The following is a 14,437-nucleotide window of genomic DNA, read 5'->3' on the forward strand; positions in this document are numbered from 1 at the left end:
TTCTGTTGCATATCCGATAGGTATATGTTCCATCTAATAAATAATTTGTCTATTATTCTATATCTGACATATTTAAATATAAAATACTTTTGAACCATATTTTAATAACACTCTCTATTTCATAGCCTGACTAACATTACGTAATTATTACGTTATTTAATGAGCTATAAAAGTTAAAATACTGTTAACAAAGTCACCAAATTCGAAACTTACTTACTCCAAATAACTCTATTAATATAGTCAGTATAGGAGAGAATTATTCTAAGTACCTTATCTGAAACATTAGGCATGGAATAATCCTTTACTAGCCTTAATCTATCCTTTTCCTGTGTTTCCAAAATCTCTAGCCCTTGAAGAATTCTATCCTTCTTTAGTCCAACCATCATAACTGCTGCTTCTTCCATTGCTTCAGGTCTTTCATGAGCTTCTCTGATATTTAGTGCCTTAAATCCTAATATAGAAGACTCCTCACTAATTGTTCCACTATCACTTAGTACAACTTTTGCATTTAACTGAAGCTGATTATAGTCATTGAATCCTAATGGCTTCATAGTTTTAATGAGTTTATTAAACTGTATGTTTTTAGACTCAATCATCTTTCTTGTTCTAGGATGTGTACTTACAATAAGTGGCAACTGATATTTTTCAGCTATGGTATTCAAGCTATCTACTAGGTCCATAAAATTTTCTTCTGAGTTTATGTTTTCTTCCCTATGTGCTGAAACTACAAAATAATTGCCACGGTCAAGTCCCAGTCTTTTAAGAATATCAGAACCCTCTATATCATTTTTTCTTGACTCTAGAACTTCAAACATAGGACTTCCAGTTTTTATTATTCTATCTGCCGACACACCTTCCCTAAGTAAATATTCCCTAGCTATATCACTATAAGTAAGATTAATATCTGCTATATGGTCTACAATCTTTCTGTTTGTTTCTTCAGGAACTCTCTGATCGAAGCATCTATTACCAGCTTCCATATGGAATATTGGTATATGACGTCTCTTAGCCGCTATTGCACACAGACAACTGTTTGTGTCTCCGAGAACGAGTATAGCATCAGGATTTACTTTTTCCATAATTGGGTCTATTTTAATCAATATATTTCCAATGGTCTCTATAGCAGTACCATTAGCAGCATCAAGAAAATAGTCTGGCTTTCTTAAACTAAAGTCATTAAAAAACACTTCATTAAGTTCATAATCATAGTTTTGTCCTGTATGTACAAGAATATGATCAATAGCTCCTGACTCCTCCAACTTATTAATAACAGCTGAAAGACGGATTATTTCAGGTCTTGTACCTACAACAGTCATTACCTTTAGCTTCTTCATGCTTCTAAACCTCCAAATAATAAGTATCTGGTCTGTCTGGATCAAATTGCTCATTAGCCCACATTACAGTAACCATATCCTTATCTCCTAAGTTTTCTATGTTATGTGTATATCCTGTAGGTATATCTACTACCTCAAGTTTATCCCCGTTTACATAATATTCGATGATTTCATCTGAATCTATTCTTCTAAAACGAATAACTCCGACTCCACTTACCACAAGGAACTTCTCATTTTTTGTATGATGCCAATGGTTTACCTTTGTAATTCCTGGTTTTGATATATTTACAGATATTTGTCCTCTTTCAGCTGTCTTGATAAATTCAGTAAAGGATCCCCTATTATCTATATTCATTTTTAAGGGATAACTGAATCTATCTTCTGGTAAGTAACTTAAATATGTACTATAAAGCTTCTTGGTAAAAACATCAGACATATCTGGTATAGAAAGTTCTTCTCGACTTTTTTTAAAAGAATATATTAACTCTACAATTTTTCCTAATGCTATGGTATGAGCAGTTGTCACTACGCAATAACTTCCAACTTTATTCTCTCTTCCATTTAATGCATTTATAAGTTCCTCCACAACATCATCAATATACACAAGATTCATAACCACATCTGAATTATTAACGGTTATAGGCTTATCATTAGCAATATTGTGACAGAATGTAGCTACCGCGCTATTATAATTGGGCTTACACCACTTTCCAAAGACATTAGGGAATCTATAGACAAACACCTTAGCATTATTTTCTATGCCATAATTAAAAATCAAGTCTTCACCAGCTTTTTTACTATTCCCATACGGATTATTTAATTCAGCCTGAATAGATGACGAAATCATAATAGGACAATTATTTTTATGCTTTTTAAGCAAATCAAGAAGAGCTGATGTAAAACCAAAGTTACCTTTCATAAATTCTGATTGTTCCTTTGGTCTATTAACTCCTGCTAAATGGTATATAAATTCAGCTTTTGTACAATAATCTTCTAGTAATTCTGGTTGTGTATCAATATCATATTCAAATATATCAAAGTACTTCCTATTCTTAAGTTCTGCTATAAGATTTTTACCTATAAAGCCTTTTGCTCCAGTTACTAATATCTTCATTCTATTATCCAGCCTTTCTAATTTTCATTGATACTGGCTGCCGCCTCACTTCTAGCGTTAAACAGTTCTAACTCTTTTCTTACATAATCAAGAGATAAAAGTTTCTCTTTAATCTGCTTTAAAGTGAGCCTTTCTGTATTATCAGAATTATATTCTATGTCTGTAGATAACTTTTCGTCACCATCGATAAAATACTTGTCATAGTTTAGATCCCTTGTATCTGCAGGTACTCGGAAGAATCCACTCATATCCTCAGATACTACATACTCTTCTCTAGTTAAAAGTGTTTCATATCTCTTTTCCCCATGTCTAGTACCTATAACTTTAATTTCATTATCTACATTGAACAGTTCTTTAATTGCCAGTGCTAAGTCACCTATTGTGGAGGCTGGGGATTTCTGAACCATAATATCGCCAGCTTCTGCATTATGGAATGCAAATATTACTAATTCAACAGCTTCTTCAAGACTCATTAAAAACCTAGTCATATCGGGATCAGTAACTGTTAATGGCTGTCCACTTTTTATCTGTTCAATAAACAGAGGGATTACAGAACCCCTAGAAGCCATAACATTTCCATACCTAGTACCGCAGATTAAGGTTTTATCAGGAGATACCGTCTTAGATTTAGCAACAAATACTTTCTCCATCATAGCTTTTGATATTCCCATAGCATTTATTGGATAGGCAGCTTTATCTGTCGACAAGCATATAACCTTTTTAACCCCTGCTTCTACGGCTGAAGTTAGTACGTTATCAGTTCCAATCACATTTGTTTTAACAGCTTCTAACGGAAAAAACTCACAAGAAGGTACCTGTTTGAGAGCTGCGGCATGAAATATATAGTCTACTCCATGCATTGCATTTTTAACACTAGCCAGATCTCTTACATCTCCAATATAAAATTTAAGCTTTTCATTTTTATATAGCTTTCTCATATCGTCTTGTTTTTTCTCATCTCTTGAAAAAATCCTAATTTCTTTGATATCCGTATTTAAGAATCTCTTCATAACAGCATTCCCAAAAGAACCTGTGCCACCTGTAATTAACAATGTCTTATTCTCAAACATATTTAATCCTCTCTTCTCACATAATTAAAATGACTCATAATTATCCTATATGAGTCTTTTGATGTATAATTTCTTTCAAGATAATTCCTAGCATTAAGACCCATTTCTGTTCTAGTTTTCTCATTTAATATCTTTTGTAAGTTTTGATTAAAGCTTTCTAAATCGCCACTCTCACTCCAATATCCGAAATTTCCTTCTCTTATTATATCCGCAATATCTGTGGTAATATCCGTGGAAGCCAATATTGGCATAGCTGCTTCCATATAAGATAGAAGTCTGGATGGAAAATTAGGAATGGTAAATCTCTTATCCAAAAAAATAAGACCTACATCACTAATACTTAATAATTCTTCATAATCTAGCTTCGATAATTGAGGAACTAGTAACGCATTATCGGGCTTATAATTATCAAAAAAATCTTTAAGCTTATAAAACTCTGTACCTGAACCAGCAATAATAAAATACACTTCATTATTATTTTTATTTACTTTTAAGCATTCAATTAAAAAGTCAATTCCTTGAGGCTTTCCAAGGTTACCTCCATATATAAAAACCACTTTATTTGATGGCACATCATACTTTACTCTAACTTTTCCCTTAGCTTCCCCGCTATATATAAGCCCTTGGGGCTCTATACTATTAGGACAAACCTCTACAGAATCCATATCTAAATACCTATTATGCTTTAATATATATTTAACATTAGCATTAGACATACATCCTATATAATCAGATAGCTTATAGAGTTGTTTTTCTTTTGTTCTAAAATAACTATGTATTATACCTTTTAATCCCGATTTTCTCATCATATCCAAATCCACAGCATTTTGTGGAAATATATCCTTAAGCAATAAGTATGTTCTCGCCCCATCCCTTTTTTTAATATATCCTATAGCTTTAGTAAGGGTTATGGGAGGGGTTGAATATAAAATCAAGTCAAACTTTACACTGGAAAAGTATTTTTTGAGTCCTTTTTTAACTCTAGATTCTAATGTCAAAGTTGAGATACCCTTTTCAACAATATTAGTTTTTTGTATATTACCGATTTGTAACTTAAGTATCTTGTATATACCTTTGTCAATAATATGAGTCTTTTCTTTTTTTCTTATTTCTGTTGGTGAAACTATATATACATTATGATTATCTTTAATAAATTCTCTCAACAAATCCGTATATATGTTTCTTTCTTCTAATGAACTAAAATCTATTAAAGTTAAAAATAGAACATTCATTCAACCTATTCTCCTATTATCATCATTAACTCTAAACAGCAATGTAGTATGTAACACATTATTCTCTTCTTAATTGGTTTCGTGATATTTAATTGGCTTAGCAGGAACTCCTATGGCTGTACAATTAGACGGCAGATCTTTAATGACAACGGATCCTGCACCAATAATTGAATTATCACCAACGCAGATTCCTTGAATGATTGCAGAAGATGTTCCAACACTAACACATTTGCCTATATTTACATATCCTGATATATTTACACTTGGAAGTATAGTAGCATAGTCACCTATAACAGCATCATGCCCTACAGTACAATCTAGATTAATAATTACATGCTTTCCAACAGAAATGTTAACGGTAAGAATGTTAGATGCGCATATAACCGTTCCTTCTCCAATCTCAACCGTTTCTGAAAATATAACATTGGGATGGATTAAAACAGGATATTTATTTTTACTACCTTCTAACTTATCCATAACCTTCTTTTTGATTATTGGATCACCAATAGCATTAATCACATATAATTGTTGTTTCTTTAACCACTCTAAATTTCCAACAACCTTATATCCATTAATTTTCATGCCATCTACTGATTTATCATCATCTACAAACCCCAGTATATTCCATTGACTGTTAACTTTGTTTATTTCTTCGATAAGCCAAGCCACTTCTCTCCCAAATCCACCTGCACCAATTATAACTATATCCTTCATAATCCTCCTCCTTTATTACCCATAAACTTTTCCATAGTTACAGAGGAAGCAGAGTTAACTCCCTCTTTAACGAATACTTTTTTTATAGTTATACAAATAATCTTTAAATCAAATAAAAATGTAATGTTATTTACATACTCAATATCAAGATTAAACTTATCTTCCCAGCTAATAGTATTACGGCCGTTAACCTGGGCCCATCCTGACAAGCCCGGTCTTACGTCATGTCTATGTTTTTCAAAATCATTATATAATGGTAGATACTCAGCAAGAAGCGGCCTAGGTCCAATAATACTCATATCTCCCTTTAGGATATTGAATAGTTCTGGCAACTCATCTAAGCTTGTACTTCTTAACATTCTGCAAAATTTAGTTAATCTAATGCTATCCGGCAAAAAATCACCATTCTCATCTCTTTCGTCAGTCATTGTTCTAAACTTATATAAAGTAAATATCTTTCCATTTAGCCCTGGTCTTTTTTGTTTGAATATAACAGGCGTTCCCAACCTAATTCTCACTAAAATAACAATAATTACCACAACAGGACTTAAAAAAATAATAGCTATCAAAGATAACATAATATCTAAAATTCTCTTAATATAATTCCTATAAATATTATTAGAACTTCTGATATTCTTCTGTCTGTCCTGAACTTTTATACTCATTCCATAACCCCTTAATAATTTTACATACTTTTGATAAATCTTCATCAGTCATCTTAGAATCACTTGGTAGACAAATCCCCCTATTAAAAATATCTTCAGAAACACTATTTGAAGTAGGTCTTTTCGTGATATTCCAATCAAATTGATGTGTAGCAGTCACTTTACCATTAGATTGATTTTGTAAGCTGCTAATAAAATCATATTCTGTAAATACAGGCTGAAGATGCATAGGCTTCCATACAGGTCTTGATTCAATATTTTCTGTTTCCAAAGCAAGCATTACATCAATAGGCTTAATATCTCCACTTAACAAAATACTTGTTAGCCAGCAGTTTGGATTATCCCATTTATTAACAGGCATAAACTCAACACCATCTAACCCTTCCAGTTCTTTTTTATAATAATCATAAATATATTTCTTCTTTGCGACTCTCTGGTCCAGAACTTTAAGTTGTCCTCTTCCAATTCCCGCCACAATATTACTCATCCTATAATTAAAGCCAATCTCATTATGCTGATAATGTCTTGCCGGTTCTTTTGATTGAGTAGACCAAAATCTAACTTTATTAATCATCTTTTCATTATTGGATACCAACATTCCTCCACCTGAAGTGGTGATAATCTTATTGCCATTAAATGAAAAAATACCATATTCCCCAAAGGTACCTGTATGTTTTCCTTTATAGTAAGTGCCTAATGATTCTGCAGCATCCTCAATAATTGGAGTATTATATTCCTTACATATGTCCATTATTCTATCCATGTCCGCAGAAAGTCCATAGAGATGAACTACAATAACCGCCTTAACATTTGGATATTTTTCAAATGCTTTCTTTAATGCTTCTGGGCTCATATTCCATGTACTAAAATCACTATCTATGAATACTGGTATAGCATCCTGATATATAATTGGATTCGCAGTTGCCGAAAAAGTCAAAGAAGGACAAAAAACAATATCACCCTTTCCAACTCCAACTGCTTTCAAAGCCATATGTATAGCTGCAGTTCCTGAGGTTAATGCCACTGCATACCCTATATCAACCTTATGTGCTAATTCCCTTTCAAATTCATCTACATTCTCTCCAAGAGGAGCAACCCAATTGGAATCAAAAGCTTCTTTCACATACATCATTTCATATCCTTCATCGCTCATATGAGGAGATGAAAGAAATATCTTCTCTGCCATTAATTTTTCTTCCTTCCCTTATAACTTTACAGCAAAAATCAGTTGGCTAGTTGTATATTTATCCCAAAGAATATATTACCATTTTATTAAATATATGTCTAACCTAATAAATTTCATTTTTTTAAAAGTCTTACCAAGCTGTATTAAATAGCTTATAAATACTTTAAGAGCTAATATTACTATATATATTTAAAAGTGTATTTGTATTATCATCTATATTATGAGTTTTCAATGCCTTCTCTCTAGCATTAATAGATATTTTTATAGCTAATTCATCATTGTTAATTATTTCTCTAATATAATGAGCCATCATATAAGGTGCATCACTTTGATATAAAAATCCTTCATATTTGTGCTCCAGCATATCAGGTATTCCCCCAACGTATGAAGCTACACATGGTACTCCAAGTAACATAGCTTCTCCTAAAGAATTAGGACTATTTTCTATTGAAGAAGGGCAAACAAATATATGAGATTTTTGATATCTTTTCACCATTTCTTTTTCATCCAGTAAGCCCGTAAAAATTACATTTTCTCTCAGATTATATTTATCCATCAGCTCTGATATATATTTTTCGTATGAAGTTCTCTTTAACCGTTCTTTAAAATCATTATTTTTTGATATATCAGGACCGGCAACATATAATCTTAAATCTGGTTGTGTTTTAAGTAGAATTTTCATTGCTTCAAGAACATAGTGAAGCCCCTTAATAGGGTAAGAGGCCTGACTAATAAATATTGTATTTCTTTCACATTTATTAATATCCCATTTATGCATATAAAACTCTTTCCTTAAAGTTTCATTACAATGATGATATTCTCCAGACGGATTGATAATTTTAGCGCAAGCCTTATCCCATGTAGTACGTCCTATTATATGTTTACATTTTTTGATAGCTAAAATTTCAGTTTTTCCTCTTATTTCAAACTTTCTTTGCTGCGAAACAATATTATCTCTTTTCAATAAATCTCTTAATGTATTCCTGTTTCTTATTTTACTGGGTAGATTAGCATAATAATGTGTTGAATAAACTGATACTAATCCCTGTATAGATATTATGGACTTAATACTTAGCTTATTACAAACATTAACCATTGCTAGTGAATGACTAAATTCAGTGCCCATTATATGAACCACTTCTGGTTTTATATTTAAAAGTAATTTTTCTAGTATAACTTCAGAATCATAGCTTACTGAATATTTTTTATTATTCCATGGTATAGCATAATATTGGATCTTTTCACCATTGTAGGCTTTAATCTCATCAATATTATTTTTAGGATAAGCTATATGTAATTCACAATCCTTATCAGATAAGTCCAAAGAAGAAGTTACAAGCCATCCACCAAAAGGAGTTATCTTTTCGTTCATTAATAAACTAGCTTCTGGAAGAGGAACATTTGTGAGCCAGAGAACTTTCATTTTCTATAATCTCCTTACTTTAATAGTAAATAATTATTTAGAGCCAATTAATCTTTTTGTTTAATAACTTTTCCAGGTACTCCAACAACAACACAATTACTAGGAATATCTCTTACCACTACAGAACCAGCCCCGATAGTTACATTGTCTCCTATTGAAACTTTTTCGATAATTGCACTAGAAGTACCAACTAGGCATTTAGTACCCAGAACAACATTTCCTGATATATTTACACTAGGAAGTATAGTTGAATACTCTTCTATTACAGCATCGTGGCCTATAGTACTATCAATATTTACAATAACATGTCTCTTTATATGTATATTTACAGTAATAATACAACCTGAACATATTATTACCCCTTCTTCGATATTATTATAATTAGATATCTGAACGTTAGGATGAATCAAAACTGCAGCCTTTAATCCCAATTCCTCAGCTTTTAGAACAAAACGTTCTTTTAACGTAGGATCTGCTACACCACAAACGTAATACAAATTATTACAATTATTTTCTTTAATCCAGTTAAAATCCCCTAAAACTTCATATCCATTCAGATTTTTCCCAATGTTATCTTTATACTCTTCAATATATCCTAGTAACTTCCACTCATGTGTTATTTTATTTATTTCTTCAATTAGCCATGCTACTTCTCTTGCAAAACCACCGGCACCAATAATAATAATTTCTTTCATAACTATTTATGCATCCTTTCTTAATGAAACAGTAATGCTAGAATTTACCGCTTCTATAATCATATCTAAGTCCATCTGAGTTAACGCGTCATACATTGGTAAACATAAAATTCTATTAGAAATGTTATCTGCTATAGGAGTTTGTGACTGGTTTGGATTTAGCCTTTCAACCATCGACAGAGAAGGATAAAAGTACCTACGTGGATATATGTTATTACAATTTAATTCATACTTTGTTCGTAAAAGCTCCTCTTCACTATTAAATAGTATTGGAAAATATGAATAATTCATCGTACCACATTTATTGCTTTTTTGATAAACTAACCCTGGAAATAATTTATTCATATAGTATCTATACGCTCTTTCTCTATTACTGATAATTAGATTAATATCATCCAATACACATAATCCCATAGCAGCTTGAAACTCGTTCATTTTTGCATTAATTCCCAATTCAACTATTTTATCAGGACCAGCTATACCAAAATTAATAAGTAACTTTGCCTTTTCATAAAGAGAATCGTCATTAATAATTAAAGCTCCACCTTCAATTGTATGAAATACTTTAGTACTATGAAAACTTAATGTAGAAACATCACCGTAACTCAACAAACTCTTTCCATTGTAATTCACTCCAAAAGCATGAGCTGCATCATAAATAACTTTAAGATTGTATTTTCTGGCAATCCTATCTATTTCTTCAACCTCGCATGCATTTCCAAAAACATGTACTGGTAATATTGCAGAAGTTTTATCGTTGATGCAAGCTTCTAGTTTTTTACTATCAAGACAATAAGTTTCTTCATCAATGTCACAATATGTAGGTTTTAGACCTTCCCATATAACACTACTTGATGTTGCTGCAAAAGTAAAAGGTGTGGTGATTACTTCTCCCTTTAGGTCTAATAACTTTATTGCAACTTGAAGAGCTAAAGTTCCATTGGAAACAAGTAATACATGCTTCACTCCTAAAAAAGCTTCCAATTTAGTTTGTAATTCTTGAACCTTTTGACCGTTATTGGTCAACCATCCACTATCAAAAATGTCATTAACATGCCTATCAAACTCACTTCGCTTTGGCAAATAAGTTTTCGTTACATTTATCATCATTCTTCCCTCTTTCATAAAAGACGTATAGTGTTTATTTAAATATATGAATAAACTCAACTCCGTACTTTAAAATAGTTCTTCATAATCCTCATAGTAATGTTGTCTTTAGTAAATAGTAGTATGGTAACGTATGTAACAACACCAATAACAATTGCAAAAACCAATACACTCCAAGAAGTATTAAATCTAATATCAATGAATTTAACAGCAATAGTCATTCCTAACGCTGCAATTACATACTTTATATGATCACGTTTAATAATAGTAAATTTATCAAATCTTTTAACATATACCAAACTAATTATTGTACCTATGCTCTCTGCTAATAAATAACTAATAGCAGTACCTATGTGGCCTATATGAGGAATAAGTAATAAATTACAAAGCAAACTAATAAATGCAACAATCAACTGATTAAATAGTCCAAATTTCTCATAGCCTAAAGGTATAATTCTTTGCTGGTAATTCCATACTCCTAGTGGAACCATAGTGATTAGTGGTGCTAACACAATTAGTGATATTGCAGCATCAGCGAATTCAACACCAGCGAACAAGTATATAATCTTATCTGCCAAAATAGCAATTCCAGTAGAAGCTGGTATTGATATCCAAAGTATAATGTCTACTGAGTTATTAAGCAGCTCTCTATATTTATCTTTATCATTAAGAAAATAATTATTGATTCTTGGCATTATGACATTACTAAGAGATAAGCAAATTGAAACCCCTAAATTATAAATCATTTTTGATCTGTTGAAGAATGCTACATCAATATCTCCCCGTATAAAACCTAGATAAATTTGATCTAGAATTCCATATACACTAATTACTAAAGAACTTAAAAAGAAAACTCCTAAAGCTTTTAAATGTTTTTTAGTATCAATAACTGATGGAATAAATAAGTCAATGTATTTTCTTGCATAAAAAAAATTTAGTATATTACTGAATGATAGTGCAAAAATTGAAATACCTGCATACACCACATAATCTTCTCTTACTTTAACAAATAGAAATAGTGCTATAATAGATAAAATTTTGAAACTAATACTTCTTATAGTAATATATTTATAGTCCTCAATACCTTGAAAAAACCAATCCAAAGAAAAAATATTTATTATTAGAGCTACACCTTGTACAGAAAATAAAAGTGCTTCTTCAGAAAACCTACCAATAAGAAAAATACAAGGAATATATACTAATATGGTTACAATAGTTATAATAACTTTTATAAATAATATCTCATTAAAAAATTGACTTAGTTTATGCTTATCATCTCTAATTCTTGATACTTCTCTAACTCCATAAGTTGTAGTACCAAATATAGCAAATACCAAAAACCAATTTACAACTGAAGATGAAAAATTCACTTTTCCTAGATTGCTTGCACCAATAACTCTTGATATGTATGGAGAGGTAACCAGCGGAAAGAGCATAGTTGTTAGTTGAAGTAATAGTGCATAGAATGTATTTTTAAATAGAGAAATATTCTTCATTTATTCACCTGATTTTTTAAAAATAAAACTCTAAAACTCTTTCTAAGAACTCTTTTAGATAAATATCCCCAAAACAAAAATCTACATTTTTTAGGGATTGTGTTAAATAACTCAAAGAAATCTTTTATTTGTTTTGATTTTATGGAATTAATAAAAGCTAATATAGATTTATTTATATACTCTAATGAAAAATCATATTTCCCTTTATAATACAAGTTGTTAGCATTAACTACCTCTAAATGATCTTTATACTGCTTGATTGAATCAGTTATAGAATTGTAATTCTGTTCTCCAGCTTTGCTTCTACTTCTATAGACAGACATTATATCATTCAACACAAAAACTTTACCTTTATCTAACAGAATCATACAAATTGTATAATCACCTACAAGCCAGTGAGCATATTCAACGATATCAATACTACTTGGAGATTCTATTACAAAATTTCTAAAAACTGTAGCTACAGCAGAATAATAATTTCCTTTTAAGAATTCCTCTATAGTAAATTCTTTTCCTGTTAAAGCAATTTCAGGATGCTGTGCAATAACCTTATTATCTAAAGTTCTTTCTTCAATTCTGTGAGAAACCGCTAAATAACTTGTATTTTGTTCCAAAAAGTCAATAGTTTTCTGCAATTTAAGATTATCTATCCAATAATCATCTCCTTCTAATGTGGCAATATATTTACCTCTAGCTTTACGCCATAAATCGCAAATATTTTTCGTAGCCCCAATATTTACATCTCTCAATACCAGTTGTATTATCTCAGGATACTTTTCCTTATACTCTAAAAGTATTTCTCTAGTATTATCTGGAGAGTTGTCTTCACCAATTAATATTTCATAATTATACTCAGTATTCTGTGTCAAAATACTATCTAAGGCATTCCTTATATATTTTTCATGTCCATATGTAATTACAGCTATACTTACCATTATATCTTTCACATTCTTCACCTCAGTGATTATAAATATTTTAAAAACTTACCTCTTATTACAGTAATCACCTGCCTAAAATTCCATTTTACACCATATAATATTTTCAAATGTTTACCATACGTAAATAAATAAAATATAGTAATAACTATAATCGCCGATGGCGATTGTAGTGGCCATTTAAATACAGAGTACACCATTGAATTAATTAAAAATGCTAGTAGCATTAAACTATAAATGTTTCTTTCCTTTTCATGTATAAATATTATTATTCTTATGAAGAATCCATATAAAATAGGAAATATAATAATACCTACTATTTTAAAATCAAAATAAAAAATCATAAGATATGTATAGGCATAATTGAACATTAAACTTGTTCCAATTGGTATTTGATTATTTTGCAATATGTCTCCTATAATTGAATTAGCTGGCATATAATCTATACCAATAACTCTAATAAAGTTTCTAACTATTTCATCTATCCCCGCAAAAGTTGCTCTACTATAAAATAAACCTATTTGCTCACCATAATTTTCCACACCATACTGAAATGCTCTAAAAGGCCCATTGAAATACAAAATAATTTGTTTAAAAAACTCACTAAAACCACTTAGCAATGCCCCTATAGAAAACTCACTCCCACCCATCCTTGTTGATGTAATCCAAGACAAATATGATAGTACTACCATAATAAATATAACAATCGGCAAGTATTTATAAATTCTCTTTTTACTAAACTTAAAATCTTTTATTCTATCAATTTTATAAGAAAACAACTTATTTTTATTCATTATTAGATAAAAAATAATTGAGTACAATAAAATATCTATTATAATACTTCTACCGGAACCAATTTCAGTATATAAGAATATATTTATTCCTAACAAAATAAAAGAAGGTTGTCTATACTTTTTATAGACAATCAAATATGAGAACAATATTACTGCTATAATTATAAAAGCTTCGATAAATGTATTAAAAAATACGATCTCTATCGTACTTTCAAAAACTTTACCAACAGAATATCTATATAATCTTGCCTCTTCTGCTCCCACCATTGATACTACTCTTTTATATTTTATAAAATAGTAAGTTAATATGATAATAATAAGGACTTGTAAATATAAAAAAAATTTCTTTTCATTATATTTGCACCCAGTTAGCATTGTATTATTTGGATTTTCTTTTGACACAGCTAATTTAGTTTTATCGCCTAGTATATATCCACAAAAAAACATTATTATACCCAAAAACAACATAAGGTATATATAAGGTTTAACATTATATAATTTATATAAATTTAGTGTTGATAACCCAATCCAAAAAAACCACCAACCAACAAATATCCAAATAGCAAGTTTAGACATCTTATCCTTAATAAATCTATTTACTAAGTACAAGGAAACTAAAGCTAATAATACGACTAAAATCAACATAATTAAACCGTCACCTTTATAAATTTT

General features: G+C 30.4%; 13 protein-coding genes. All 13 read right to left on the reverse strand.

Annotated elements, in window-relative coordinates; all coding sequences use genetic code 11:
- Positions 1 to 209: 209 nt before the first annotated feature.
- Complete coding sequence (gene wecB, locus ACPWSR_RS04215) at positions 210 to 1,334, reverse strand: non-hydrolyzing UDP-N-acetylglucosamine 2-epimerase (RefSeq protein ID WP_426350456.1); 1,125 nt, start codon at positions 1,332 to 1,334, stop codon at positions 210 to 212.
- A gap of 4 nt (positions 1,335 to 1,338) precedes the next feature.
- Complete coding sequence (locus ACPWSR_RS04220; protein ID WP_426350457.1) at positions 1,339 to 2,448, reverse strand: capsular polysaccharide biosynthesis protein CapF; 1,110 nt, start codon at positions 2,446 to 2,448, stop codon at positions 1,339 to 1,341.
- 17 nt (positions 2,449 to 2,465) lie between these two features.
- On the reverse strand, positions 2,466 to 3,518 hold the full coding sequence (locus ACPWSR_RS04225) for a polysaccharide biosynthesis protein (RefSeq protein WP_426350458.1): 1,053 nt from the start codon (positions 3,516 to 3,518) through the stop codon (positions 2,466 to 2,468).
- A gap of 2 nt (positions 3,519 to 3,520) precedes the next feature.
- Positions 3,521 to 4,750: a glycosyltransferase family 4 protein gene (locus ACPWSR_RS04230; protein ID WP_426350459.1), complete on the reverse strand. Its 1,230-nt coding sequence runs from the start codon at positions 4,748 to 4,750 to the stop codon at positions 3,521 to 3,523.
- Between the two features lie 69 nt (positions 4,751 to 4,819).
- A complete protein-coding gene (locus ACPWSR_RS04235; protein WP_426350460.1) occupies positions 4,820 to 5,464 on the reverse strand; it encodes an acetyltransferase in 645 nt (214 codons plus the stop codon).
- Entirely contained in the window at positions 5,461 to 6,129 is a 669-nt protein-coding gene (locus ACPWSR_RS04240) for a sugar transferase (protein ID WP_426350461.1), read from the reverse strand. The genes ACPWSR_RS04235 and ACPWSR_RS04240 overlap by 4 nt, the downstream gene beginning before the upstream one ends.
- Complete coding sequence (locus ACPWSR_RS04245; RefSeq protein WP_426350462.1) at positions 6,083 to 7,315, reverse strand: DegT/DnrJ/EryC1/StrS family aminotransferase; 1,233 nt, start codon at positions 7,313 to 7,315, stop codon at positions 6,083 to 6,085. Before ACPWSR_RS04245 ends, ACPWSR_RS04240 begins: the two co-directional genes overlap by 47 nt.
- Positions 7,316 to 7,478: 163 nt before the next feature.
- Positions 7,479 to 8,738 carry a glycosyltransferase family 4 protein gene (locus tag ACPWSR_RS04250; protein WP_426350463.1) on the reverse strand — a complete coding sequence of 420 codons (1,260 nt, stop codon included), beginning with the start codon at positions 8,736 to 8,738 and terminating at the stop codon, positions 7,479 to 7,481.
- Positions 8,739 to 8,785: 47 nt separating this feature from the next.
- Positions 8,786 to 9,433: an acetyltransferase gene (locus ACPWSR_RS04255; RefSeq protein WP_426350464.1), complete on the reverse strand. Its 648-nt coding sequence runs from the start codon at positions 9,431 to 9,433 to the stop codon at positions 8,786 to 8,788.
- Positions 9,434 to 9,439: 6 nt separating this feature from the next.
- Positions 9,440 to 10,543 carry a DegT/DnrJ/EryC1/StrS family aminotransferase gene (locus ACPWSR_RS04260; protein ID WP_426350465.1) on the reverse strand — a complete coding sequence of 368 codons (1,104 nt, stop codon included), beginning with the start codon at positions 10,541 to 10,543 and terminating at the stop codon, positions 9,440 to 9,442.
- 53 nt (positions 10,544 to 10,596) lie between these two features.
- Positions 10,597 to 12,036, reverse strand: a complete 1,440-nt coding sequence (locus ACPWSR_RS04265) for an oligosaccharide flippase family protein (protein ID WP_426350466.1) — start codon at positions 12,034 to 12,036, stop codon at positions 10,597 to 10,599.
- Positions 12,033 to 12,983 (reverse strand): glycosyltransferase family 2 protein, encoded by a 951-nt coding sequence (locus ACPWSR_RS04270; RefSeq protein WP_426350467.1) that lies wholly within the window; start codon positions 12,981 to 12,983, stop codon positions 12,033 to 12,035. Before ACPWSR_RS04270 ends, ACPWSR_RS04265 begins: the two co-directional genes overlap by 4 nt.
- Positions 12,984 to 13,000: 17 nt before the next feature.
- Positions 13,001 to 14,410 (reverse strand): O-antigen polymerase, encoded by a 1,410-nt coding sequence (locus tag ACPWSR_RS04275; RefSeq protein WP_426350468.1) that lies wholly within the window; start codon positions 14,408 to 14,410, stop codon positions 13,001 to 13,003.
- Positions 14,411 to 14,437: the final 27 nt, after the last annotated feature.

This window comes from Alloiococcus sp. CFN-8 (genome assembly GCF_049943125.1).
In the GTDB taxonomy this organism is placed as follows: domain Bacteria; phylum Bacillota; class Clostridia; order Clostridiales; family Clostridiaceae; genus JAEXZL01.

What these genes read in the sequence shown, in the direction of transcription:
- ACPWSR_RS04245 (WP_426350462.1), bottom strand. Translation starts at nt 7,315, where the DNA reads ATGGCAGAGAAGATATTTCTTTCATCTCCTCATATGAGCGATGAAGGA.
- ACPWSR_RS04255 (WP_426350464.1), bottom strand. Translation starts at nt 9,433, where the DNA reads ATGAAAGAAATTATTATTATTGGTGCCGGTGGTTTTGCAAGAGAAGTA.
- ACPWSR_RS04225 (WP_426350458.1), bottom strand. Translation starts at nt 3,518, where the DNA reads ATGTTTGAGAATAAGACATTGTTAATTACAGGTGGCACAGGTTCTTTT.
- ACPWSR_RS04240 (WP_426350461.1), bottom strand. Translation starts at nt 6,129, where the DNA reads ATGAGTATAAAAGTTCAGGACAGACAGAAGAATATCAGAAGTTCTAAT.
- ACPWSR_RS04260 (WP_426350465.1), bottom strand. Translation starts at nt 10,543, where the DNA reads ATGATGATAAATGTAACGAAAACTTATTTGCCAAAGCGAAGTGAGTTT.
- wecB (WP_426350456.1), bottom strand. Translation starts at nt 1,334, where the DNA reads ATGAAGAAGCTAAAGGTAATGACTGTTGTAGGTACAAGACCTGAAATA.
- ACPWSR_RS04265 (WP_426350466.1), bottom strand. Translation starts at nt 12,036, where the DNA reads ATGAAGAATATTTCTCTATTTAAAAATACATTCTATGCACTATTACTT.
- ACPWSR_RS04220 (WP_426350457.1), bottom strand. Translation starts at nt 2,448, where the DNA reads ATGAAGATATTAGTAACTGGAGCAAAAGGCTTTATAGGTAAAAATCTT.
- ACPWSR_RS04250 (WP_426350463.1), bottom strand. Translation starts at nt 8,738, where the DNA reads ATGAAAGTTCTCTGGCTCACAAATGTTCCTCTTCCAGAAGCTAGTTTA.
- ACPWSR_RS04230 (WP_426350459.1), bottom strand. Translation starts at nt 4,750, where the DNA reads ATGAATGTTCTATTTTTAACTTTAATAGATTTTAGTTCATTAGAAGAA.
- ACPWSR_RS04275 (WP_426350468.1), bottom strand. Translation starts at nt 14,410, where the DNA reads ATGTTGATTTTAGTCGTATTATTAGCTTTAGTTTCCTTGTACTTAGTA.
- ACPWSR_RS04235 (WP_426350460.1), bottom strand. Translation starts at nt 5,464, where the DNA reads ATGAAGGATATAGTTATAATTGGTGCAGGTGGATTTGGGAGAGAAGTG.